Origin of the sequence: Desulfitobacterium metallireducens DSM 15288 (assembly GCF_000231405.2) — a bacterium.
Taxonomy (GTDB): domain Bacteria; phylum Bacillota; class Desulfitobacteriia; order Desulfitobacteriales; family Desulfitobacteriaceae; genus Desulfitobacterium_A; species Desulfitobacterium_A metallireducens.
In genome coordinates this window covers 572,471-597,316 of record NZ_CP007032.1, presented here as the reverse complement: position 1 = coordinate 597,316, position 24,846 = coordinate 572,471, and the positions used below count along the sequence as shown (strand labels likewise).

Genomic DNA, 24,846 nt, shown 5'->3' with positions numbered 1-24,846 from the left:
GGACACCCTTGCCTTAAGCTAATGGTTGGTCGCTACATACCCCCATAACGGACTTTCACCGTCTAGTTAATCGCCATGCGTGGCGCACCATTTAAAAACGGGGCTGTCGCAAAACAGCCCCCGTTTTCTATAGTGCGAAACTACACAGCTCCTTATATATGATTAAAGAAACCGTAAACGATGGATAAAATGACTCACGATGTGCCAGGAAAAAACATATTTTATGTGAGGAGAAATATAAGGAGGATAGGGAATAATGGATGAGTCTTTACAACGTTCGGCGGAACTCCTTCAATATATTCAACCTTTTATGAAAGAAAAAGAACATCTAAATAAAGCTCAGGACAATGCAGCCGCCTTCCTTGAATATCGGAATAAAATCCTCACGCTTCTAAACGCATCTCCACAGGATTTTGACTCCTGGAAATGGCAATTATCCAAACGCTTTACGAGTGTAGATTTATTATCCAAAATTTTACCCTTAAAAACCGAGGAGCTTGCCGAAATAGAAGAAAGCATCCACCATCATCGAATGGCAATCTCTCCTTTTTTACTCACACGGTTAGCCTCTTGTGGTACTCCCCTATCCAAACAATTTTTACCCTCAGCCCTGGAAATTCTCAATGAGAACTTCGGAGAGTTGGACCCGATGGCTGAAGAAAAAACGTCACCCGTACCCCATGTCACTCAGCGCTATCCTGATCGCGTTATTCTTAAAGTGACCAATATCTGCGGTTCTTACTGTCGTTTTTGCCAAAGGCGTCGAGAACATGGTTGCATAGATCTCCATGTCCCTAGTGAACAGTTAGAACCTGCTTTCGACTATATTACAAAGCATCCCGAAATCCGAGACATTCTCGTAACCGGGGGAGATCCGCTTACATTATCTGATCGACAGCTTGATCAGATCTTACAAAGGTTACGTCAAATCCCTAGTGTTGAAATGATCCGAATTGGCACACGAATGCCCATTGTTATTCCCCAGAGAATCACCCCCGCCCTAACAAAGATCCTTCGTAAATATGCCCCGATCTATATCAACCTCCATGTAAACCATCCTCTTGAAGTAAGTCCTGAAATGAAAGAAGCTTGCCGGAAACTCTTCCTTTCCGGTGCTATACTCGGAAGCCAAACAGTACTCTTAAAGGACATCAACGATAATCCTATGATGTTACGTTATCTCTTCCAACTTTTATTATCAATTGGGATCAAGCCTTATTATCTCTTTCATGCCAAAGATATTGCCGGCACAAGACATTTTCGAACCCCAGTAGAGCAGGGTGTTAATCTGGTTAAATCACTTCGTGGGGTAACGTCCGGATTAGCAATCCCCCACTATGTCGTCAATCTGCCGGGAGGGTTAGGAAAGGTTGCCTTAGCACCCCAGGTCTTAGTCAACGGTTTCGAAGATAATCCCCTTCTTTTTACAAACTGGGAAGGCAAAACGATTCCCTACCCTAATCATGATTAGGGAGAGAGTTATGCGGATTGGCAAGACTTTTTAAGACTTAAACCTGGAGGTGTTTTAGGAGTGGATGTGTATAACCTAATCAATATTAAGACAACTACGAGTGAAAGATGTATTTTAGAATTGCCCAAAAATGCACCTTTAGCTTCATTAACAAGAGGTAATTATCCGTTCTTTGCTGGGACCAGAAAAAGTCTCAATAAACTTGATATACGAAGGGGGACCTCCGATGAAGGAACCCTTTATCTAAATACCCGTGCTCAAAAAAACCTTCTCATACCGGCCGGTATCAAAACGAATCTAAAAGTTAGCAATGGAAAATTTCACCTAGGACCAATGCTTGGTGTTTTTATTAGCCAGAATAAAGTAGAAAATCTAAAAGACGGAGGTTGGGATAGCGTTTACTGGCGTTTTCAAAATTGGGCATCCTCTCTTGGTGGGGTCGTTTATTTCTTCACCCTCGAAGATATCGATTGGTATGAAGCCAAAGTTAAAGGCTATCGCTGGACGTCGGATAGACAATGGGAAGAAGAATTCTATCCCCTGCCGCAAATCATTTATGATCGATGTTTTGGGTTAGAAGGAAGAGCGGCTGCTTACAAATTGCGGGAACTCGTTAAAGATTCCGGTATAAAAGTCTACAACAACGTCGTCAAAATAGGAAAATACGAAACCTATAACCATTTGAAAAAATACAAGGAAATTAAGAATCAGATTCCATCCTTTTATAACTTCAACCCTCCAAATTTAAGAGGGTGTTTTGAGCAAACGGGCTCTCTTTATTTGAAACCGGATAAACTTTATAAAGGAGAAGGAGTGCTTCGCGTCACCAAAGATGTTGAAAAGTATGTGATCGAGCATCGAGACCCGGAGAATAACAACGTTTTCTCTTTCGAAGATTTTGATAGCACGGTTAATTTTCTCAACACCCTTTTTAAAGAAGACCAGAACTATGTGATTCAAAATGAGATCGATCTTGCGAAGTTTTTAGGTAACCGCTTTGATGTTCGCGTGATGTTGCAGAAAATACCGAACTCTACCTGGGAGGTCACTGGAATTAATGCTCGCATTGCCCCAGTTGGCAGTGTCATTACGAGTCCACGCAGTGGAGGGAAAGTCTTACGGATTCGTGAGGTTCTCGCGAAATGTTTCCCTGGTCGAGAAAACGAAATTATCCATCAAATCATTTCCTTTTCGAAAACCGTCGGTTATAAAATGGAGGATAAATTTGGTACTCTCGGCGAGCTAGGGGTGGACCTTGGGATTGATCAGAGCGGTAGAGTATGGCTAATTGAGGTTAACGGAAAACCCTTAAAGGTAAGCTTTTTCAAAATGCAAGATAAAGTCATCGACAAGGTTATCAATCTCAGTCCCATTCTTTTTGGTATGGCACAAGATTGGTTTCACATATCCTTCGATCAAGATGTTACCCCTTTTCCCCCTAAAAACTATATGTTGAAGGCGTTTTTAGATTCGAATGATGAGAAATTGATTTATTTAAATGATCAACAATTAAAAGCGTTTAAAGTCCATCCGGGTCATCGATTCTTCTTGAAGGTAGGTCCATCACAATTCTCCGTAGAAGTTAGGAAACAAACCTTCGATTCAAACTCTAATACGATGTATTTATCCAATAAAGCCTTCAACGATTTGACTCATTATCACGGAGAATCTTTATGTTTGCTTTTCACTTCTCCCACTAACCTCGTTCTCGGTCCAATGGTCGGTATGAGTGTGTCCGATAACACAATTACGCGCATCAATGAATTGTATGAAATGCAAAAGTTGGCTCAGTTAGCGCTAGAAAAAGGTGTTTTCTTCTATTGTTTCCGCTTAGATCGTATTGACTGGGATAATCAGAGCGTTGAAGCCTTTTACTTTAATCCCCAGAGCAATGCCTGGGAAAGTAAACCTTTACCCTTCCCGGAAGTTTTATATGATATGGCAACTTATCCTTTTGACCTTGAGAAGAGACAGATGGCCAAGGAAGCCAATAAATTATTACGACTCATTCCTGATCTACAACCGATTAATGCCAAAAGATATTTTGGAAAATGGGAAACCTATACCGCCGTAACTTTCTTTGATCAAGGAAAAAATTGTGTTCCCTTTACAGAGCAATTTGATCCACTTACTTTGAAAAACTTTCTAACCCAATATGAATTTTGTTTTGTAAAAAGTAATTTTGGCAGTTATGGCAAAGAAGTTTTTCGGGTGGAAAAGAAAGATGAACAATTTAGCTGTAGTACGGGCGGGGAAAACGTTGAAACGTGGTCTTTTGATAATGAAGATTCTCTCTATTCCTTTTTAACAGAACAACTTGGGGATAATTGTGTTATCCAAAAAGGTGTAAATCTTAATAAGCTCAACAATCTGATTTTTGATATGCGAGTTTTAGCTCAAAAGAATCTTTATGGCAAGTGGGAGATTTCGACGATCAATTTTAGAATTGCCCCCGAAGGTGCCGTTGTAACGAATTTTGCGGCCGGAGCCCATGAGATTGTCGTTGCTCCTGAAGACGAACTGCCTCATCCGTTATTAAGCTGGCAAAAGATCAGGGATTTTTCTTACGATATGTTACTTGCTCTAGAAGCAACCTTTGGTACTTTAGGAGAAGTTGGGCTTGATGTCGCTTTGGATGAAGATGGCAAACTCTGGTTATTAGAAGCAAACAGTAAACCAAACACCATAGGATATAATCAAGTAACAACTGAAGAAGTTCTTTCCCAAGTCCATGGTTTACCCTTAGATTACGCAAAGCACATGATTATCCGCATGTATAACAATTTAACACTCTGATGATTGTCCCTCCACAAATCGTTCACTTCTAGGGGCTATAGGAGACTAGCTTTGAGTTGAAGAACGAAACTCAAGGCTTAGTCGACTTATCCTCGAAGGGGAGAAACTACGCTTTCGGGCCTTTTTGCAATGTACGCAATATTATGCTCACAAAAACGGAGTAATTTTGCCCAAATAAAAACCACTATTTACCATAGAAATACATTGAACAGTACTTCCTTTTTAGTCATAAACTTAAAGCAGGGTAATTTGGAATGGTGATTTTTTACCAAAACACCAAACCCAATGTTCACAAAAATGATAAAGGAGTGAACAACGCATGATCTTCTGTCCAAGTGGCACCACAGGTACCGGTTCTCTGAATGGTGGAGTAACCGAATTTTGCCCATCCCCTGAAAATCCGGCGAGGTATTTCACGCAAATCATTGTGAATGGGAACCTTGTAATTCCCCCTCAGAAGCCTCCCAAAAGCCATATTGTCAAAGTTACTCATCAAGTCGCCCTGCGAGATGTTGAAGTTCTCCCTGTCATACTTCCAGGATCAACTACACCTGCCGGGTTCAAGATTGTTGTATCCGGTACCCTAACACTCTATATCCAATATGTTGCAGACGTTCCGGATCAAAAAGTCCATGTTGTGCATTACGAACTTCCGTTCAATGGGCTCATAATGCGCGACTGTGCCTTAAATACAAGCGTCTTTTTGATTCCACCAGGCGATCCTATTCTTCCGGATAATTTCGTTGCCCATGTTTGCGTAGAAAAATTACGGATCACGCAAATCGACAGCAGAACTCTGAGCAAGGAAATTGTATTAATGCTTTGGGTTGAACAAAAACAACCCTAATCGTATCAAAGGAGGATTAAAGGATGAGCTGCAACTGCCCAACATGCAACACCCCCGTTAACCCCGGCAATGAGTGCCCTCCTCAATTTTCTACGGTAGGACCGGGTTCCAGAGTATATACGTTCGCAGAAATTGTTATTAACGACAACTTAATCCTTCCGGAACCGAAGCCGGATGTAGAACACATTACGAATGTCACCAAAAATTTCAAAATCGAGGATGTAGAAGTTCTCGATGTTAACTTAGGAGCTGTCCCCCTCGGTCAAGTTCAAGGGCGTAAGGTCATTATCGCCGGTACTTTATTCCTTGGTGTTGAATATTCAGCCGCTGTTCCCTCTCAGGAACTCCATTTTGCTCATTTTTGCGTTCCTTTTAAAGTGATGATTAAGCAACGTCCTTGTACAACAACAAACCGCGGATTGCTTCCTCCTAATTTCAATATTAATGACTATAACATTCATATTTGTGTCGAACATGAGCAATATCACGTTGTTAACCCACGCGAATTGAGTAAAGTGCTGGTCGTCCTCATTTGGCTCGAACCGAAACAACCTTAAATTGATTTTAGAGGACTGGAGGGAAAACGAGAATGCCAACTTTCACCAATTTTTTTACTGAGATTGTCATTGACCATAACTTAGTAATTCCCGATCATAAGCCACCTGCTGAGTGTTTATTAGATAGTGTCATTGATTTTGAAATTACGAAAGCCGTTGTTTTCGATACCCCGTTGGAATCACCGGAAATCACCGGGGTTCTCTTAAGAAAAGCACTTGTTGTGGGGATCGCTCATATTATTGTTAAGTACGCTGCGGCTGTTCCTGACCAACAAGTCCATGGAGCCCATTTTGATGTTCCTTTTAATGCACTCGTCGAGATGCCTGATGGACCGACGCAGGGTACAAACATTTGTGTTGAACCCGTCGTCGAAAAATCTGTCTTCTGTCTTGAAGATGATCGCCGAGTTTCAAAGATCATTGTTGTGCGCCTCGATATCTATACTGCTGCCTAACCTTTGCTATTTTCAGGGGAAGTAACTTACTTCAAAGGAGTCTTGAATTAAGATTATTTCCCCTTTCTCATTTATTGTAACTTGTACGCATAGAATTATCCTGAGAACCGTTACTCAATATTAAAGGTGGGCAGAGATGAGTAAAAAAATGTATGAACAGAATGGCAAATTTGTCTTTTGTACTCAACCCAAGAGTGGATATGAACACCATCCCAATCCATCTGATTCAGTGTATTGTTCAACCCAAATTACATTAGTAAATTCAATATCTCTTCCTGACCAAACCCCGCCATGTCAGAAAGTTGTATTATACGTCCATACCCTTAAAATTCAATGTGCAAAAAAGATTGATTCGATTGAAATCATCGACGGCAAACAAAAAAAAGGCAAAAAGTTAATCATTACTGGGCTCGTCCATCTTAATTTAGAGTACATAACTCCTAATGATCCATTACAGAAAATCTATTGTTATAATTGGGAACAGCCGTTTGATGCAGTATTGCCGCAATCCTGGTGTGATAATGATCAACTCTTTCCCTGTGACTTTAACTTAAACGAATACATGGTCTACACTTATACGGAATATCTAGAAATTTCCTGTAAGACGGAAACCATCTTCGATACATTGATAGCCTTAAGAATTTGGCTTCAGAAGATTGACTCTAACCACTCTCTTACCGATCGAGATATCATGGACAAATAGAGGAGGGTTGAGACTGAAATGAATTTCCCATTTACATTATCGGAGTGCTCCCCTCTTTCCTCTGAAGAAGTGGAATGCTCAAACGAAATATTGGTCTGTGCTGAAGTGTCAATCCCCGAACCAAAGCCCGATGTGAACCAAATTGTCCAGCTTAAACACGAAGTCAAAATTGAAAATATAACTCCAATTCCCGTTAGAACCACCCATGACCCCATTAAAGGCCAGAAGTTGCTGATTCGAGGTCTTTTATTCTTAAGTATCGAGTATTCTTCGGAATTGCCCGAGCAAACGATTCACATCGTACATAGTAACATTCCCTTCGATACGCTTATTACTCAAGAACAAGAATGCAACCCACATCAGTTATCCCTTCAAGTCATAGTAGAACCGATTTGGACAGAGAAAATTTGTTCTCGTCTTTTGGAGACTACAATTTCTCTCTTTTTTTGGGTAAAAAGAGAAATTCCCTATCGAACTCAAGGCAGCGAACCATTAAATTGTTCCCTTTCTGAACACTCAACGCGCTTTACGTCTAAGCACATTACAATAAACAAAACTTTAGCCTTGCCCACCCAGCATTCCAAAATCTCTCAAATCCTTGATCACATGTTTTCAGTTGATATTCACAAAGCAGAGATCCGTTCAACCCCGCTTTGCAGCCCTTGTTGTAAAGTACCGATTCGAAAAGTGGTGATAAAAGGAAATATCGAGATCCTTGTAAAATTCGAAACCTTCTCCCCAAGCCAAGATATTCATGCCTTTATCTCTAATTTGCCACTCTGTGTTTTGGCTGAATGGGTTGGCGGACCTCCCATTTATAGTTCCATTTGTATAGAGGTAGTTCCCGAACACTTTCAAATTGATTGCCTTGAATCCAACCAACTCTTCTGCGTATTGCTCCTTCGCCTCGATATCTTCCGCCAGCACTAGTGCTATGCTTTAAGCGTAAAGATTGAATTTACACAGATGATCTGTTGAAAACGAATATGTCTTGAATCTATTAAAGAAAATTCTTTCCAGTCCAAATCTGCTCTAAACTTAATTTTTGAATAGGCATTAGGATTTTTGTTTTCAATAAATCGTGCAAAATGGATTTCACATTTCAATTTTTTGCTTTCCTCAATGTTATCAATGGGGCAAAGATAACTATATTCTATTGTATTCTGCGTTAACCCCTGAATAACAATTCCCTCTTTCTTGAGCAAATAACGATGAAGAGTGGGTATTGAAATTGTTTCGAGAATCCTAAAACATTCCGGCATAAAGCTCGGTATAACCAGAACTCCCGATGAATAGATAATTTCCTGGTCTGATTTATCATTCATAAACTAGCCCCCTAATGGATGGATCTGCCCCCTAACGTATTTAATTAAAGATATGCATTAGTTTCCGTTTTAACGTTAGAAAAAGGCTGTTCTATTCAACGAACCGCCTTTAAAATATAGTTTCCATGCTCAAGATAAAACCGGTATTGCCCGTCATCATTTGTGAAACCATGTGTTACAGGTTCATCCCCAGAATCAAAGACTTGAACAAGCGCATTTTTAACGGGGAAACCTTCTTCGTTTTTTACTATCCCACTTAACGTACCCCAATTTTTATCGGGGTAATGAGTGAATTGGAAATCACGATGGATTTCTTCCCCAGTTCCTAAATGAAAACCTTGAAGTTCACATCCCGCCGTGTCTTGCGAATCTGCATCTCTTACCGGAAGGTCGCAATTATCTATCTTGTAAAAGTAGTGCATGAGTTTCCGGAAAAGATAACCTAACACTGTCATAAGCCCAAACTCCTTTCGGCTCGTAGGGTACCCCTTACTTGTACCACTCTATACTCCATTTTATTCCATAAAAAGTTTGGTGTGTATCAATTTAAAATAAAAAAAAGGGGCTTAATCACCCCTCAAACGAATAATGGTTTTTAGTTTACCGAACGGCTTTAACAATATAATTCCCTGGGGCAAGGCAAATAAGGAACTGGCCTTCATGGTTTGTAAAAACATGGGCTACAGGATGATGGTTACCATCAAAAATCTTAACTAAAGCATTTTCGATGGGGTGTCCATCTTTGTCTTTTACAAAACCGCTAATCGTACCGCAATCTTTAGCCCGATTCGGGGCTAGAACGATGTCCTTATTAACTTCCTTACCCGGCTCTAAATGAACGTTAATACTATCAGATAAGATATACTCTTGATTTCCGCATGGGGAACATTTGGGATGGCAGTGATGATCGTCATGGTGACATTCATTAGAAACAGTACAATCTTTTTTAGTTGTCCCATAATACACCCCTGAATCCCGGCTGCTAAGCGTAACTTTAGAACTGTTGTCGTCCATATTAAAACTCCTTTCAGTCGTGGAAAGTCAATCCATTCTATATATTAGTTTATTTCCACAAGGAGTTCGGTGTGATATTACTCTAAAATAATTGTTAAATCTTGGTTTGATCCTTGAATCACTTCGGCATAAACTTCCTCTTCTTCAGTCTCTTCTTCTGGAAGTTTATATTCGCTCGAGGGTGAATCTTCTTCTGATTGAACTCTTTGATAACTTGACTCCTTAGTCTCAACAGGATATTCCGGTCTATCCTCCTTATGCCCCACTAGTAACGCTGTCTCATATTCTTTCTCAAGGGAAAAAACAAGGTCAGTCAGGATAATCCCTGAAAGACGAATCTCATCATCTTTTACAGATTCAATAATAATATCTTGAACTTTAGACCTTAACGAAGTACAAGGTTTAAGATGATGGAAATTATAGTTTCCTGGAATATAGTTGCGATATGTAAAAGATTTCTCGACTAAAAACATCTCTTTATTCTCTTTCTTTACACAGTATGCTTTGACCGTTAAGTTCCCTAGCAATGCAATCATTTTCTCTCCGATGAGGACTCGTGGAGTATTGATTTCATGCCGAATCTCATAGATCTCCTGTATGGGCACACAGGGCGTTATTGTTCCATCAAATTGACTTAAGATGGATGTTTTATGGCACACTTCTTTCACAAGAATCTTGTTTGTGCTCAATTCCTCACCTCCTAGACTTCTTACCTAAAAAAATATGCCAAAGTATTTACATTTATAACAAACGGTATAACTTAACACTCAAATTATATAAGCCCTCGCAATGTGTGAAGCGAGGGCTTAAAACTTTGTTTAAGAGGAAAAGAGGAGGTATTAGCGAATTAAAAAGTAGCTCAAACATAACTTTGCCTAAGGAGTAATGACCTTGATCAAAAAGCTAATAACTTACACCTTGCTTATACTCGCTTGCATTACCCTAATTATCTTGGGAATCAGGATATTTGAAACAACTCGTGTGACATCACCTAAGAGTTCGCAGTCTGCCTTTGAACTAGCCCAAAAATTATCCGAGAAGGGCAGCCCCTTGAAAGTCCTTATTCTAGGAGATTCAATTGCTAAGGGCACCGGTGACGAGCAGGGTAAAGGGTTTTCAGGCTATTTATCTGAAGAACTTAAACAGAGCACCTCAAAAGACATTATCGTTAAAAACGAAGGAATTGATGGATTAACGAGCACAGGCCTTCTCGAACACCTTCAAAGCAAACGCCTCAATTCAGAGATAACCGATGCTGATATTATTCTGATCTCAATCGGGGGTAACGACCTTCTGAAGTCTCTTCCCTCAAATTTGCTGGGGCAAGAAGACAGCTTCCAAAAACAATTCGCCAGTTATCTTGATAATTTAAAACAATCCCTTAAGCTTTTGCGGACGACCAACCCGAATTCAGCAATTATCCTGCTCGGGCTTTATAATCCCTACGAAATATTAATAAGTGCCGAAAATCAACACCTTTTGAATGAGTTGAACGATCAGAGCCGGCAAATGATCGAAAGCGATGGCAATGCCCTTTATATTCCAACCTATGATCTCATGAAATATAATTCGACTCGATACATCTCCAAAGATAGTTTACATCCGAGTTCTTTAGGTTATCAGGCGATTTCTGAGCGAATTAGTCAAGCACTTAAGACGCATTAATATCATTATCCATCTTCTCAGAGCGTTCCAATCTTTCTTCTATTTCTCCCTGTTAATGCTCATCTATAAATTCTTGTAATTCATTATGCCATTCATCAGGTTCAAAGGCACCGATTTCAGTATCTTCTCCAAACAAAAGATCAATCATATAGCGTGGCTTCTTGCCCCCTATATACATAGATTTAATGCAGGAGACACAGTAAACCACGACGTTATCACAAGGCATTTCATCGGAGCGTTTTTTCATCTGCTCCTTAACCTTTTCTATAGGCAAAGAGCCATAAAAACTATCCCCACAACAGATTGCATGGGTACGAGTATGCTTAGGTTCAGCAATTTTAATATTCATTCTTTCCAGAAGTTTTCTTATTGCGGAATGAACCCTTTCCTCCGTACGTGTAGGACAGGCATCGTGTATCGACATTTCCATGCCCTTATAATCAGGGAATGGAAATGTTTCGCTTTCAGCTAAAATCTCCCACAGGGATAGGGTAGAAATACCGTCATAAAGCTCCCTATATCGATTATCACAGCCTGCACAAGTGTTAATGACTTGGGTGCCATTTTCAAGATGAGGTTCATGTCTACAACAAATCAGGTGTTCAGGAATATCCCCTAAATTCTGATTTAAAAACTCTAATACTTTTCTAGCAAGCTGCGGCTTATAGATCAAGAGCACACAGCCAGGTGCATACACTTGTTTCATTAAGTCTCATTCCCCCGACTATTATTCTTATATTGAGTAACTCCTTATTTACGCTTTGACAATAAGCTCATTGATTTCTGCTTCAAGCCTTTCTATATTAGCTAGTTCATGATCTTTCATATGTTCGAACTTAGAAACAATGCTCACTACCTGACTTTTCACACTCTCAACGTTTCTCTGAGATTCATTGATTTGTGACTGCATAAACCAATCGGCGATTAACCCATCAAAGAAAAAGTCCGCAAATTTTGCAAAACCATCTATTTCCATGACAATCTCTGAACTAATTCTTATATCTGTCAGCTCTGTCTTAAATTTACGAATTAACCGCTGTGTATCCTCTACCTCTGCCTTGGCATCATCAATATGCGAATGTTTTGCCAGATCAGAAATAAACCCTCCTCCCAAGAGATCCCAAGTCCCCCATCCTTCGGCACTAGCAAGACTGCTTAGAACAATGTTCAGACTGTCAAGCACTTCATTGCCTGCAGATGTTGCTTCTCTTATTTCTTCAAGATTGAATTTTGAGAGATTTAGTTTGTCGGTCAGTTCAAATATCCGTTTTGCTGTTTCTCCGTTTTCTTGTAACAGTTCTTCTTTCTTTTGAGTACAAAGGCGATCATATTCTTTTTGGCAATCAACATAGTTCAAGCGTTCCAAGATCAGTTTTGAAATCTGGTATTTACCATCCTCCAAATCTTTTACGACCTGATCATATCTCAGCTTTGCGGCAAGAGCTTCTCTACGCTCCTTATCCACATGTTCATCCAGATTACCCAATATTGAATAAAAAACTGAAGCAATACTCATATGTTCAAGCTTCTCAACGTCATAACTTTCCTTTTCCAGAATACCCTTTAACTCACTCTCTTTTTGCCTAAGATTCTCCTGTTCCAATTCCAACTGTTTCAGAATGGAATCAAGTTTATGTAGGCGGACTATGCCTCGTTGGGTTTGCTCTATTTTCTCGTTTATTTCCGAATGCATTTTTTACTCACCTACCAATCAAAATTGCTAAACTTAAATATTAAAGATGGCAATAATCGATACTTACTCTATATCCTATTCTACAATTCTCAATAATTACCTTTAGATCATTTCACAACTAAATAAGGTGATGCAACATGATTGATTGCCGTAAATAAATCGCTATCTCAAACACAACACAACGCCCTCCTTTCGTTGGAATCAGCAAAAGGAGGGCTAATTTATTAGCGCTTAGGCTAGGCTCAATATACATTCACTGCTGGCTTCCATCCCGTCAATTCTACCTTGCTGATTTTCTGTCTACGCTTAAATCATTCCAGTACTACAATACTTCCAAGACCCGATACAGGGCGGTTGGCTAGACCTTACCCTGGCTGGATCTTCCCCCGCTAGAAAGTGTGACCTGCTAGGACGCACCGGGAACATTTTATTATACACCGTTGCCTACTCTGAACTACTTCTTAGCGATAAAGAAAATATCGATAGTTTTACTTCCATCACTTTCAAGGTATACATCACGTTGAAGTTCTGTAATCTTTAAACCATTCTTACGTAATACCTTCTGTATAAACTCTTCCGAATAATAATTAAAGAATATAGAATCATTCGAACTGAAACTAGTCGTTTCAAAGCCCGATTTAGTGCCTTCCATGCAACTTAAATACAATAGTCCACCTTCATGTAATACTTTACTGATATCTTGAATTAATTTCTCAGCTTCCTCGTTTGTTAGGTGTGGTAAACAAAACGACGCAATTACTGCGTCGTATGTATTTCCCTCCAATCCCATATTCCTAATATCTGCTACTCTAAACTCTACTTGAGGGGAAACGACATTTGCTCTTGCGTGATTAATCATCTCACTAGAAAGATCAATTCCTAAAATCTTAAATTCTTGATTAGATTCAAGTAATTGCTTGGCAACATTCCCTGGGCCACACCCTACATCGAGTACACTTGCCCCCGGCGGTAAAATATCGCCAAAAGCCTTTATTCTCTTTGCATAACTAGCGAAATCCATAAACTTCTTTTCATAAGAATCAGCATGCAAGTTGTATGTTTCAATGGTCCTCTCCGTTTTATCCAATTGAATCCCCCATTTCTCTAGACTCCTAGTGCGATGGCGTATAACGTCCCGGGGGGTCCCGTAGTGCCATACTACATTCATATCGGTAACGTTACGAAAACACCTTGTTAGACACCGTCCCCCAGCTTGCATTTAGACTTAATCAGCCCTTTTTAACTACAACAGTTTTACCATATAATACTCATCTACATAACTACCATCAATATGAATCGAATGTTTTTTTATCCCCTCAATCGTAAAACCGACTTTCTTGTATAACGCAAAAGCCTGTAGATTGTGAGCCATTACGGTCAACTCTAAACGATGGATTCCACATTTATACGCCCATTGTTCCAACGTCTGGAATAACCTGGTTCCAATTCCTTGCCCAATATAATCTTTAAGAATTCCGATAACAATATATGCACTATGCGCGTTCCGTCTATATTCTCCACCGTATGCTCCTAGATAACCAACAATTTGGTCACCATTCGTAGCAATGAAAATTATTTGATTATGAGTAGACAATACTCGATTAATTTGATCTTGTTGTTTGTCAACAGCTTGTTGTCTTTCGCCTTCTTCTAACATCATAAATTGGGTCTCTTTATCAAGCTTTAAGCATAGTTCTAATAACTCCTTTGCATCTGTTATTTCGATTTCTCTTATGCTTAATATAGACCTATCTTCTTTCATTCCAATGCACCTCAAGGCAAGCAAGTTTTCGAATTAAATCCAAAATGATTCGGGACAACCTCGTCCCTCCTTGCATAAAGGGGTAACGTTATACATAGATCTTTATGTGTTGTTACAAGAAACTTCCCAAATCCGAAGCCTATCTACTTTGGCAATAGTGGCTTGTATTTTTAGCCCTAGCTGGGGCATGGCGTATAACATTTCGGGGATTCCCAATACGTCCTAACCACTTGGATCTATGCTAAGTCTCGGGAATACTCTGTTTAAATGAAGTTGGTCGCCCCCATATTTAGGAGTCGCCATGAACGGCGACTCCTGAAATGATTTAATGCTGTTTACTACCACTATATATACAGAATTGATTTTATTTTTATCTCATATTCTGAATATAAGATATCTCTAAATAATTTTATGTCGTTTTCTTGCCATTCTTGTTTAGATATTTCATCATCTGGAGATTGTAATATAATACAATCAGAATAGACTTCATATTCTCCCATAATTTCTGATTCCTCTATTAATTCTCCCAGTTCTGTTTTCAATTGTTCTGGATTTGACAAAAAATTTATATACTTTAGTTTAAAAGAAAATTGAGAACTACGATAGTAGCATATTCAGTTTCTACAGATATTGGAATCAGGGGTAAAGCTTTCTGCAACCCACTTGCATACTCTTCAGCATATTTTTTTAATTGATCAAACTTCTGTTTAAGTTCTTCATCCGATTCACATTACTCAATAGCTTCTAAAATCGCGGAAATTGAAGTAGGTAGAGTCCCCTTCACTAAGTTTTTTACTAATTTTTTAGCAAAATCTTTTCCTTCCACAGAAAAAGCACCATCTTTCTTATTTGATTTAAATTTGCCAAATTGTAAATTGACTAGTCGACTTTAACTTATGTAATTTTTTTCAAATACAGCATGCACAATCCGCGCCAGAACGGCGCGGCCCTTACGACCAATTTTATTTAACGTTTTGGATTTCCGTCGTGTTCATCCCTTCAGGGCTGGCACAAGACTTGCCTCTCCAAAAACCGACTTTAAATTGCAAATCTTGTGTGGCTTATTTAAGCTAAATGAGAATCAGCTTGCTCGCTATTAGGCATTTTTTCAATCTGTTGTCTTAATTCATTAATTCTCTGCGGAAGAATAAATAAATAGTCAATTAAGTCGTCTAATAACTCTAACATTAAAGTTGCGGTCAACTTATCAGGTTCTTTTTCCAAGTCAAAATGCGCTCCTAAGTTACCCCCTTTTCTGATTGCATCTCCAAGCAAAATTATCGGCTTTTGCAACTCAACATATTTCGGGAGGATTTCCAGTTGTTTTGCTAGTGATTTATTCTGCTCCTCATCAGGAAGTAATTTTTTCATAATCCCTTCTAATAATCTTCTGCATAAAACTGTTGTAGCTGTCCACTCGCCTATATTAAAAACGTTAATTGCTGATGAATATGCTTTTTTTAATCCTACTGAAAACTCTTCAATACGGGAAATATCTTTATTAACATCCTTAATATCTGGAGCTGGTGAAATATATAAATCGCCAATTTCATCATCATTCCCGTCTCTCATAGGTAGATCGAAAAGCATAAATTTTGGATTTTCGCCACATCCCGAACACCTAGAGCGAGCGTATGCGACTTCTGTATCTATGTAGTTGGGCCATTTTATACTAAAATTCACCTGCTTTAAACAGTACGGACAAACGGTATCTACCGAAACAGGTAAGACAATCCCCTCAGATCTTTCTTCAATTTCTACAATTGAACTATCCGCTAACTTTTTCACAAAATGCCCTCCTATAAAGAATTCTTTGCGTGTCAGCTAACGCCCCACGTATTCCGAAGTCTGGTTAATACAATCATATCAACTCAGATTTCGGGAATACGCTGTTCGACGCAGTTAATTCTAAAACTATTCATCTAACATTATCTTTTAAACTTTCTTAACATAATACGGATCTTCTTGCAAATAAATTTGCTTTCTTAATTTCCTAATTAGATTAGGATCTGGAAATACTCCTGATAGTAATTCATCCGATTGCCATAGAACATCATCGACAAATCTTACTGCATTTTCCGCTACTTCTCTTGGAACATTACTTTTCATTTCATAATCTGCTGGAACCCACTGAAGTGTGCTCCCCGTATTATAAGGGTTCATATGTAATGTTTTACATAATAAGTAAAAGTCTAAATCATTATTATTCTTTTCATTAAGTAATAATTTAAAGGAATTATGACCAAAATGATATCTAAAATCGCCGCTTAAAATTGAATCAATAGTATCCCGATATAAGATTATAGCTGAAATTTTATCCAGATTTCTTCGTTCGAGTTTTTTATAAATTTTATTTTCTTTATCGAACGTTTTAACAAAATTTAACGCAGCGTCATTATAAAGAATTCCGCTAATTGGATTAACTAATAAACTAATTGGTTCGTTTAGCTCACACTCAGGAAAATCTGTATAGGTCCAGTTTATAAATAATAAGTTGAAATGTTTAGGACTCGAAGGTTTTTCGAATTTTTCTGCTGCACTATCAATAAAATCCTTTAATTTAAGCACCCTCGGCATTACCAATTCTAGAGAAGCATTCTTACAATATTGCCCAACCTTTTTCTTCCCATTATCATCCAGAACCACATTGGGTTTTATCATTCCAAGTTTAGATTTTGGATAGCTATGACTTTTCTCAAATCCTGGAGTTTTCACCTCAACATCAATAATAATATCATCGTTCAAGTTGATTCTTGCCTCAGGATTTGGACCATTCTTAGTAAGTCTATATTCATAAGATGCTGACCTTAGTCTACCAGTAAAATTGACCAAATAGCTTAAAACATTTACTTCTGAAACTGCTCTAAAAAATTGCTCCTCAGAATACTTATCTTTACCAGCAGCTAGCTGATTTCTTACGAACTCATCGATATCACTCTTAGAAAACTTATGTGAAAGATTGAATAGCTTAGCGGAGAAATTCATTAAGAAAGTATTTGCTAAGTCTAGTCCATTGGTTATATTTAAACTCTTAGAAGCCACATATGGATATCTTTCAAAGAAATCCAAATTACCATTCATGGCTTGTATAATAAAGTGTTTATCAGAATACTCGTCCATCAAACCTATTTCCTTTAAGGAGTATAAATAATAAAGTGCATTATTCTTATACATAATTCCGCTTCATCGCTTTCATTACTAATTACGTCTAACGTGCGGGCTTTCCCGTAGTGTCATATCACATTCATATTGACAAAGTCACGGGAACGCCTTGTTTAGTGAAGTTGGTCGCCCCCATATTCAGAAGTCGCCATGGACGGCGACCCTAGAATTCTTCATAGCCCTGAGCTCTTCTTCTGAAAAATGTATTTCTTGAACCTGATAAAGCAGCATAAGCTAATGGTTCACGTCTAAGTTCATCAATATTATTACTTCGTATTGTTGAATATATCGCACCAAGCAAACCAGGAACTGCTCCGATTAATTCAAAGGTATTTCTATTTTCAATTCCAGATATAATTGGATATATGGTTGAACTTAGTGAGCATAGAGTAACGAAATCAAAATTTTTTATTCCACCAAAAAAGCTCATTTGTTCTTTCAAATATCTGATCTTATCTTCTGCTTCTTCTATAAATCTATTGGTTCTCTCTTTCTTTAATTCGTCGCTGACTGCATCAATATCAATAATAAAAGACTCAATAAAATTTCTATATCTTTCTAACTCATCATGATTTTTATGCTTAAATCTTAGAATATCCGCAAAATTCTCAATATATCTTGGCACAGGCAAGATTTTATTAAGAATTTGCGCTCTTAGTTCATCTCTAACTCTATTAGATATTGTAGCTTTCCTACTATTTTCTTTATGAGTTAATAAATTTGAAAATCCATTATATGTATCTGTAGATGGTACAAAGCCGGTTTCTTGGCCTAGTAGAAATGCTAAATACGTCATAAATGATTTAGCAGTATAACTTTCAATTTCAAACCATCTACCTTTATCTTTAGCTAGACCTCTTTCAACCAATTCATAACCGATATCACTCAGTTTTGCCATATGGACCTTCTCAGTTTTTATTAATAATTTATTTTTACCAATCAAACCCCTTTTCCCTAAGTCAGAAATACTTCGAATCACTGGATCAGTATCAACGTATTTAAGAAAGTTGTATGTAAAATCATTAAATCTAAAGATATATTGTTCAGGAAAGATCTGCTTTACCAATTCTTCTCTAATTAATAATTGCATATGAGAATCAAGGCAGTTTGTCCTACGTGCATATTCAAATGGCACTATAGATGCTACTTCATCCCAATATAATAACGTTTGGATTAACCATTGTGAATTTGGTATAGAGATATAAGGGAAATACAATAATTTATTCATCTATAAACCTCCAATTTTTAAGCCTTCATGCCCTACCAGTGTACTCCCTTTTATTTTCCGCGCCAGGACGGTGCGGTCTTTGCAACCAATTTCATTTAACGTTCTGGGTATTCACGAAGCACCATACTACCTTCATCTTAGCCAGTTTCGTGAATGCCGTGTTAGTATTATAGGTTCATAACCAGTTCAATCTGGGTATGGACCATTTTTCTTTTATTTTCCTTTATACTTAAAAAAAACTGGGTAAAGAACGTATGCCGTGTTGGGACCTAGATCCCGTCGCATAAAGTGTTCACACCCTCTTTGGCACCAATACTTTGATTGAGCTGGTTGGGCCTTGAGCCCGTATCACAACGCGAACCTAAAGGTGGTTGTTAAAGATGGAACCCGGTAAAAGAGGAGGTTTTTCATGATTGATGTTCCTGTGTTAAGTATTGATATTTCTAAGTCTAAGAGTGTAGCTGCTTTGTTTAAAGGATATCAAGAGTCTGTTTCCAAACCTTTTCCTTTCTTGCATTCTCCGAGTGATATGTCCAGGTTAACAGATAAGCTTATTAAACTTGAAAGTGAAACTGGTAAACGCCCTCATGTAGTTATGGAAGCAACGGGTAACTATTCCAAGCCTATTACCGCTTACTTTCAAGATGCGGGTTATAAAGTGATCGTTCTTAATCCTCTCCAAACTCATGCTGAAAAAAAGAAATCCGTCCGCAAGGTTAAGACTGACCCCATTGATGCGAATCGGATTGCTCAGGTTTATTATTTGAATGAATTTATTGAAGCCAAACCTGTTGAGGATCACATCTTGGAATTGCAGAACCTCTGTCGGCAATATGATAGCTTTAATACACTTTATACTGAAACCCAACTTAAGTTTCGCTCCGTTTTAGATCTTGTTTTTCCTAAGTTTGAATCCGTATTTGCTCACTTATGTAGTCCTACTGCTTTACGAGTTCTTTCTACCTTTCCATCGCCAAAAGCAATTTTATCCGCAGAACGGGAGCAAATTATCGAGTGTCTTAAGCCTGCAAAGAAATCAAGAGACTGGAACGAATTAAAGACCGATGAACTCATATTGGCTGCTAAGGAAAGTTTGCCTTTTAACCGGGCCCAACAGTCAAATATACGGGTTTTAAGGATGTACATTGAACTCCTCCTATCCCAACAAAACATTCTGACTGACATACGGGCTCAAATGGTTTTTTGGGCAAACTTCTCCTCTGATTATCCTCTTCTCCGTTCTATCCCTGGCGTAGGAGAGGCTACAGCCACCACCATTCTTGCTGAAATTGGTGATATTAAAAGATTCCCCAGTGCAAAACAGTTGGTCGCCTTTTCAGGCATTGATCCATCTGTATTTGAATCGGGAAAGTTTAAATCGAGTAATAACAAGATCTCTAAGAGAGGGTCACCCTATCTTAGAAAAGCAATTTATCAAGCCACTGTAGCGGGGATTAGTAACAGGGCTAGCGGTCCCTTAAATCCAATTCTTAGAGACTTTTACCTTCGGAAAATTAATGAAGGTAAACCGGTTAAGGTAGCTATTATTGCCACGGCTAACAAAATGCTCAGGATGATCTATGGGATTTTATCCTCACAGCAGCCTTTTTCAATCTCTAATTAGCAATTCTCTATAGACTTAGATATCCCTTTTATTTACATACCCTTTTTACAAACTTACAACACGTAGGCCAGCTTTGCTATACCTATTTTTCTTGTCAATTACTTTAGAGAAACTTTTACTTGACAGCAATTAGCTGGTTTAGGTGACGTTGCCCCCGACCCTTCAGATTACAAAAAAAGAGATGCCGTTTATACACCTCTGAGTTATAAAAACCTTTTTGATAACTATTTTAAGACTCCGATTGCCTTTCCATAATTATAGAGTTTCGTCAATGTATAATTTGCAATCTCAGCTCTAGTGGTCTCTTTTCTCCACATAAACTCGAGTCTAATATCTCCAAAATTCGTTCTGCACAATAAATCAGTCCTTCTTTTTAACCCCTGGCCAAAGTCAGCTTCCTTGCTAAAGTCGTTAATTAAACCTGATTTAACCAAAGCGTGACCAAATGTTTCATTCAAGATTTTATCGTTCTTAGAAGCAATCTCAGCATGTTTTTCAAAAGCTTTTACGCTCTCAGGGCCAGTTTTTCCTTTGCGATCCATACCATTTGGTACAGAATTAATCATGTTTGCAAGTTCACTATTAAGCAACCTTTCTATTCCTCTTCCATCAGAAGTTGTACTTATGCTATTATTCTTCAATATTTCTTTTAAACTCGTATCAGCAAAATCTCGTATTACAGCCAAAGTAGTTAGTATCGGCATAAATATAATTCTACAATCAAAATAATTCGCTAGAATACCTAATTCTTGAGGGTATTGTTTCAATTCTTCAACGATATTTGCATTTGTAGCTACTATTAAACGATTTATATCTGCAGCCGATAGGGCCCCTTTAGTTAATGCCGCTACATCCTTAGACGGCTCATTTCCTGCTAACACGACTATCCACAATTTACTAGACTCGGTCCGGGCCAGTCTTTCCACATTTCGTAAATTTATTCTAATTTTGCTATTTAAAAGTTTTAAATATTCTCCGATTGTTGGAGCACTTTCTAATAGCTCGGCCGCGAACTCATCAGTGAGACCATATTCCAACAATGTCTTACCGTCGTTAAATAAGTCCAGTGTTTGCTTGGCAATAGGAACATATTGGAATCTAGATGGTCCATTAAATTCATAATAGGCGTCTTCGATTCCTAAAAGCGAAGTGCCGCCGATATTATTTGCAGTTTCAACTAGGACCTCAAGGATATCTTCATTGTTACAAGGCCATACGACCAAAGTATTATTTCCAGCTCTGGACCGAATAAATGAATTGACTGTGTGAATCGTTTTATCAATAAAGCTCACGTTGAAATCCAGCAAGGACTCACGTCCCTCAATTACTACAATTCTTAATTTATTCCGTGAAGGAGGAAGGGATTGTAGCGTAGTCACAACATCCGAAGTATTATCTATCGTAAGAACTTCAACGTCCTTCATAAAGATACTTACCGTGTTAAGGAATGTGGTTTTACCGCACCCGGATCTTCCCTTTAATATTAAAAATGCACCCCTGCCAGAAGTTGACATTTCTTCATATAGTTCCTGTATTTTCTCTAATCCATCGTCTACGGGAACAATAATCTTACTGATGTCATAGTTGGATCGCTGATTTTCTAACGCCTCAAATCGATCTGGTAACAAAAAAACGCTCATAACTCCTCACTCCATATCCGCCATGTTTCATCAAATTATACCATATTTTCATAAACAATTTACCAAAAAGTCCAAATTTTACCGCCATTTACTTGTCCTTGCATATTTTGTTCACGTCAATGTCACCTAACGCTAGATTTCCATAATTCCATTCGTGCAACCTCCAATTTTAGAGGGATATACTAATGTATTTTGTTTATTTTTCATTTAGACGACTCAAGCGATGAAGCAACTTGTGACGATAGCCAAACATAAAAATACCTGAAACTTAAAAAGAAAGACCCGATCATTCTTCTGGTCTTTCTCTCGTTAAAGGATCAAATTTACATAGCCAGTAACTTTAGTAATTGATCGACGACTTTCGGTGAGAAATCTGTTCCCTTTCCCGCTCTAACTATTTCAATCGCTTTCTCAACTGGCATCCCCTTTCGATAAGGGCGATCTGAAATTAGAGCATCAAACGTATCTGCAACAGCAACAATCTGAGCAAGCGGATGAATTTCTTTCCCCTTGAGACCCAGCGGATATCCCGTACCTTCCCAGCGTTCGTGATGCTGAGCAATCGCCATACATATATTAACTGAAAGGCCTAAAGGTTCAATCAACTTCATACCATATTCAGGATGTTTCTTGATCAATTCATATTCATTTTTCGTCAACTTACCCGGTTTATTTAAAATGCACTCAGGCACCATTAATTTTCCCAAATCATGAAGAAACGCACCCCAAGCAATTTCTTTTAAGCTTTTTTCTTTATATCCCATTTCTCGAGCCATGAGTAGAGTTAGGAGTGAGACATTCACGGAGTGAACAAATGTTGCATTATCGAATAGAAAAAAACTTTTATAGATAAATACTGAATTTCTGGATTTCATGATCTTTAAGATTATGTCATTCACCATCGCTATTGGCTTGGCGAGTTCTTCATGGTTAAAAAGCATCGTATAAGAATTGAAGTTATGTAATGTTAATAGAGCCACCCTCATGCACCTTCCTGCTATATACGTCTTTTCTATTTCTCAAAACCTCGATGATTTGATGATTTTAAGAGAGAATTTCTATCAATTTTTTGTTAATTCTTGGACCGTTTCTACTAATGTACTAGAAAAATTGTTAAATCAAAATTCATCAAGAGTCTTGAACAATGAAAAGCAAGATAAGCTAACTCTACGTTCAATTGGTTTTCTTGACGCTAGTATCTACTTACAAATAAGCCTCATCTTATTGTAAGAACGCAGTCGTAACATGAAAGGTCAACAGGATTAACCGTAAACGTCTGCTAAAGTGGTATCGAGCCACCTCAATAACGCAAAAACCCATATCACAAAATTCGTCAATTCAATGCTACAAGGTTTTATATTGAAGCGGCTCTCTTTATTAAGTCCTAGCCGGCCAAATAATTCAACTTAGTGTAGAACTGCTGCCTGAATAGGATCAATTAGGGGAACAATCGTAGTTCCAATAAACAAGGTCAAAGCAAAGATGAAAAGTATGCTTTTCTTCAATGAACTCACCGCCTTTCTTTATCCATATTATAAAAGGATTACTTCTCTTTAAGATTAATAAAAATAATGTCGAATGAGTAACTTTACTCAATCGACATTATTTTTAACTTTAGCTTATTTTTGATTTTTTGTATTTCATCCCTGTAAAATTGGACTTCAGCACTATTATGCTTTCGCAAATGACATTCTAACAATAATTTGCAGCATTCTAATATCTCTACCGTTGCGCCTATGCCTGTCAAGGCCATATAACTTTTATTGAGGTACTGTAAAGCTTCCTCGTAATGAAATGTTGTTATATACTTCTTCGCACATAATAAAAAAGTAGAACCTAAGAGGAGTAAATCCCCCGATTGGGAAACTTCACGATTCATCTCATTAAAAATCTGAACAGCCTTTTCTCCCCTATTTTGGAGTAAATGGACCTCAGCGATTTCAAGTCGTATAAAATCCTTTGATCGGGCAGCGTTTAATTCTTGGGCATATTTTAGCCCTTTATTTAACGTGAATTCAGCTCTATGTAACTGTTCTATAAGTTTATAATATTGACCCAAATTACAAAGGATATCCTGGCAACCCCATTTATCCGTGTTTTTTTTACTATAAGCATACCCTTTAAGGAGAATTGATCTAGCGGATCGCATATCGTTTAAATCCATATAAATTTGACCTAAACCTGAATAGGCTAGAGTTTTAAAATAGCTCTCTCCCAGATCAAGAGAAAGAGTATACGCCCTGATCGCATTAGAATATTTCCGAGTTCTTCTATAAAGTGTTCCTAAATTGAGATAAACTAGCGCAGCCTCATTACCCTTGTACCATATATGAAGGCTCTTTTTAAACATCTTAAGGGCCAATTTATATTCACTTAAAGCAAGATAGGTACTCCCTATTCCTCCATAAATCCGGGCTAACATTCTTTTCTCATTCGAAGTTACCGCTTTAAAATTACAGGCACGATCTAGAAATTTAAAAGCTTCTTGATACAGGTTATTCCTCGTTGCTACAATTCCATCTATCCAAAGCAAATAATATTCCTTGAGTTGAAAATCTGATGAGCTTTTTTCCTGAACCTTACTTTTTAAAAGATTAAGCTTTTCAATATCAAAATGTTCAAGTAGAATTAAGGTTTGTTCAATTATTTCTTGTTGCTCTGCATTGTCGCGAACCATTTTTTCTTTTTTAGGTATAGCCGGTTTGATCTGCTGACTTATGAGAAACTGAACTTCTTCAATCGAAAGATTGAGTACTGCTCCAATTCTTGTCAAGACTCCTAAACTCACATTTGTTCTTTTCCCGCTCAGTATAAGGGATAAATAACTCAGGCTAATACCCGTAGCCTCCGATATATCCGTAAGGGATTTCCCTATAAAGTCACAGTTCCTTTTAACCAAATCGT

24 protein-coding genes are annotated in these 24,846 nt (G+C 38.0%); 9 read left to right on the top strand and 15 right to left on the bottom strand.

Annotation, left to right across the window (positions count from 1 at the left end):
• Positions 1–256 precede the first annotated feature (256 nt).
• From DESME_RS02895 to DESME_RS02865, 7 genes are all read left to right on the top strand, one after another.
• Positions 257–1,471: a KamA family radical SAM protein gene (locus DESME_RS02895; protein WP_006717525.1), complete on the top strand. Its 1,215-nt coding sequence runs from the start codon at positions 257–259 to the stop codon at positions 1,469–1,471.
• Between the two features lie 60 nt (positions 1,472–1,531).
• Positions 1,532–4,267 carry a YheC/YheD family endospore coat-associated protein gene (locus DESME_RS02890; RefSeq protein WP_006717523.1) on the top strand — a complete coding sequence of 912 codons (2,736 nt, stop codon included), beginning with the start codon at positions 1,532–1,534 and terminating at the stop codon, positions 4,265–4,267.
• 319 nt (positions 4,268–4,586) lie between these two features.
• Complete coding sequence (locus DESME_RS15300) at positions 4,587–5,114, top strand: SPOCS domain-containing protein (RefSeq protein ID WP_006717520.1); 528 nt, start codon at positions 4,587–4,589, stop codon at positions 5,112–5,114.
• 23 nt (positions 5,115–5,137) lie between these two features.
• Complete coding sequence (locus DESME_RS02880) at positions 5,138–5,671, top strand: SPOCS domain-containing protein (RefSeq protein ID WP_006717518.1); 534 nt, start codon at positions 5,138–5,140, stop codon at positions 5,669–5,671.
• A gap of 32 nt (positions 5,672–5,703) precedes the next feature.
• Complete coding sequence (locus DESME_RS02875) at positions 5,704–6,126, top strand: DUF3794 domain-containing protein (RefSeq protein ID WP_006717516.1); 423 nt, start codon at positions 5,704–5,706, stop codon at positions 6,124–6,126.
• 136 nt (positions 6,127–6,262) lie between these two features.
• A complete protein-coding gene (locus tag DESME_RS02870) occupies positions 6,263–6,829 on the top strand; it encodes a DUF3794 domain-containing protein (RefSeq protein WP_006717513.1) in 567 nt (188 codons plus the stop codon).
• A gap of 18 nt (positions 6,830–6,847) precedes the next feature.
• The gene (locus DESME_RS02865; protein ID WP_006717511.1) at positions 6,848–7,759 is read left to right on the top strand and encodes a DUF3794 domain-containing protein; all 912 of its coding nucleotides are present in this window, start codon (positions 6,848–6,850) and stop codon (positions 7,757–7,759) included.
• A 2-nt stretch (positions 7,760–7,761) separates the two neighbouring features.
• Here the strand turns inward: DESME_RS02865 and DESME_RS02860 are convergent, their stop codons facing one another.
• The 4 genes from DESME_RS02860 to DESME_RS02845 form a co-directional block, all read right to left on the bottom strand.
• Positions 7,762–8,154 (bottom strand): hypothetical protein, encoded by a 393-nt coding sequence (locus DESME_RS02860; protein WP_006717509.1) that lies wholly within the window; start codon positions 8,152–8,154, stop codon positions 7,762–7,764.
• A gap of 95 nt (positions 8,155–8,249) precedes the next feature.
• Entirely contained in the window at positions 8,250–8,609 is a 360-nt protein-coding gene (locus DESME_RS02855; protein ID WP_006717507.1) for a carboxypeptidase-like regulatory domain-containing protein, read from the bottom strand.
• A gap of 145 nt (positions 8,610–8,754) precedes the next feature.
• Positions 8,755–9,168, bottom strand: coding sequence for a carboxypeptidase-like regulatory domain-containing protein (locus tag DESME_RS02850; RefSeq protein WP_006717506.1), 414 nt, complete (start codon positions 9,166–9,168; stop codon positions 8,755–8,757).
• A 77-nt stretch (positions 9,169–9,245) separates the two neighbouring features.
• Positions 9,246–9,857 carry a hypothetical protein gene (locus tag DESME_RS02845; RefSeq protein WP_006717503.1) on the bottom strand — a complete coding sequence of 204 codons (612 nt, stop codon included), beginning with the start codon at positions 9,855–9,857 and terminating at the stop codon, positions 9,246–9,248.
• Between the two features lie 202 nt (positions 9,858–10,059).
• On the opposite strand from DESME_RS02845, the gene DESME_RS02840 reads away from it, so the two are divergent.
• On the top strand, positions 10,060–10,833 hold the full coding sequence (locus DESME_RS02840) for a GDSL-type esterase/lipase family protein (RefSeq protein WP_006717501.1): 774 nt from the start codon (positions 10,060–10,062) through the stop codon (positions 10,831–10,833).
• 52 nt (positions 10,834–10,885) lie between these two features.
• On the opposite strand, the gene DESME_RS02835 is transcribed toward DESME_RS02840, so the two are convergent.
• From DESME_RS02835 to DESME_RS02805, 8 genes are all read right to left on the bottom strand, one after another.
• Positions 10,886–11,539 carry a (Fe-S)-binding protein gene (locus DESME_RS02835; RefSeq protein WP_006717499.1) on the bottom strand — a complete coding sequence of 218 codons (654 nt, stop codon included), beginning with the start codon at positions 11,537–11,539 and terminating at the stop codon, positions 10,886–10,888.
• Positions 11,540–11,587: 48 nt separating this feature from the next.
• Positions 11,588–12,526 (bottom strand): hypothetical protein, encoded by a 939-nt coding sequence (locus DESME_RS02830; protein ID WP_006717496.1) that lies wholly within the window; start codon positions 12,524–12,526, stop codon positions 11,588–11,590.
• A gap of 454 nt (positions 12,527–12,980) precedes the next feature.
• The gene (locus DESME_RS02825; RefSeq protein ID WP_025248627.1) at positions 12,981–13,613 is read right to left on the bottom strand and encodes a class I SAM-dependent DNA methyltransferase; all 633 of its coding nucleotides are present in this window, start codon (positions 13,611–13,613) and stop codon (positions 12,981–12,983) included.
• Between the two features lie 156 nt (positions 13,614–13,769).
• Positions 13,770–14,288 (bottom strand): GNAT family N-acetyltransferase, encoded by a 519-nt coding sequence (locus DESME_RS02820; RefSeq protein ID WP_006717493.1) that lies wholly within the window; start codon positions 14,286–14,288, stop codon positions 13,770–13,772.
• A gap of 344 nt (positions 14,289–14,632) precedes the next feature.
• Positions 14,633–14,830 (bottom strand): hypothetical protein, encoded by a 198-nt coding sequence (locus DESME_RS15845; protein ID WP_167998824.1) that lies wholly within the window; start codon positions 14,828–14,830, stop codon positions 14,633–14,635.
• A gap of 523 nt (positions 14,831–15,353) precedes the next feature.
• On the bottom strand, positions 15,354–16,076 hold the full coding sequence (locus DESME_RS02815; protein WP_006717488.1) for a DUF4145 domain-containing protein: 723 nt from the start codon (positions 16,074–16,076) through the stop codon (positions 15,354–15,356).
• 147 nt (positions 16,077–16,223) lie between these two features.
• Positions 16,224–17,408 (bottom strand): hypothetical protein, encoded by a 1,185-nt coding sequence (locus tag DESME_RS02810; protein ID WP_006717486.1) that lies wholly within the window; start codon positions 17,406–17,408, stop codon positions 16,224–16,226.
• A 205-nt stretch (positions 17,409–17,613) separates the two neighbouring features.
• The gene (locus DESME_RS02805) at positions 17,614–18,678 is read right to left on the bottom strand and encodes a hypothetical protein (RefSeq protein WP_006717484.1); all 1,065 of its coding nucleotides are present in this window, start codon (positions 18,676–18,678) and stop codon (positions 17,614–17,616) included.
• Positions 18,679–19,087: 409 nt separating this feature from the next.
• Here DESME_RS02805 and DESME_RS02800 point away from each other — a divergent pair, with 409 nt between their 5' ends.
• Positions 19,088–20,302 (top strand): IS110 family RNA-guided transposase, encoded by a 1,215-nt coding sequence (locus tag DESME_RS02800; RefSeq protein ID WP_006717482.1) that lies wholly within the window; start codon positions 19,088–19,090, stop codon positions 20,300–20,302.
• Between the two features lie 224 nt (positions 20,303–20,526).
• On the opposite strand, the gene DESME_RS02795 is transcribed toward DESME_RS02800, so the two are convergent.
• The 3 genes from DESME_RS02795 to DESME_RS02785 all read right to left on the bottom strand — a co-directional run bounded on the left by DESME_RS02795 (position 20,527) and on the right by DESME_RS02785 (position 24,841).
• A complete protein-coding gene (locus tag DESME_RS02795) occupies positions 20,527–21,942 on the bottom strand; it encodes a P-loop NTPase family protein (protein WP_006717480.1) in 1,416 nt (471 codons plus the stop codon).
• Between the two features lie 323 nt (positions 21,943–22,265).
• Positions 22,266–22,922: an HD-GYP domain-containing protein gene (locus tag DESME_RS02790; protein ID WP_025248624.1), complete on the bottom strand. Its 657-nt coding sequence runs from the start codon at positions 22,920–22,922 to the stop codon at positions 22,266–22,268.
• Positions 22,923–23,530: 608 nt separating this feature from the next.
• The gene (locus DESME_RS02785; RefSeq protein ID WP_006717476.1) at positions 23,531–24,841 is read right to left on the bottom strand and encodes a tetratricopeptide repeat protein; all 1,311 of its coding nucleotides are present in this window, start codon (positions 24,839–24,841) and stop codon (positions 23,531–23,533) included.
• Positions 24,842–24,846 lie beyond the last annotated feature (5 nt).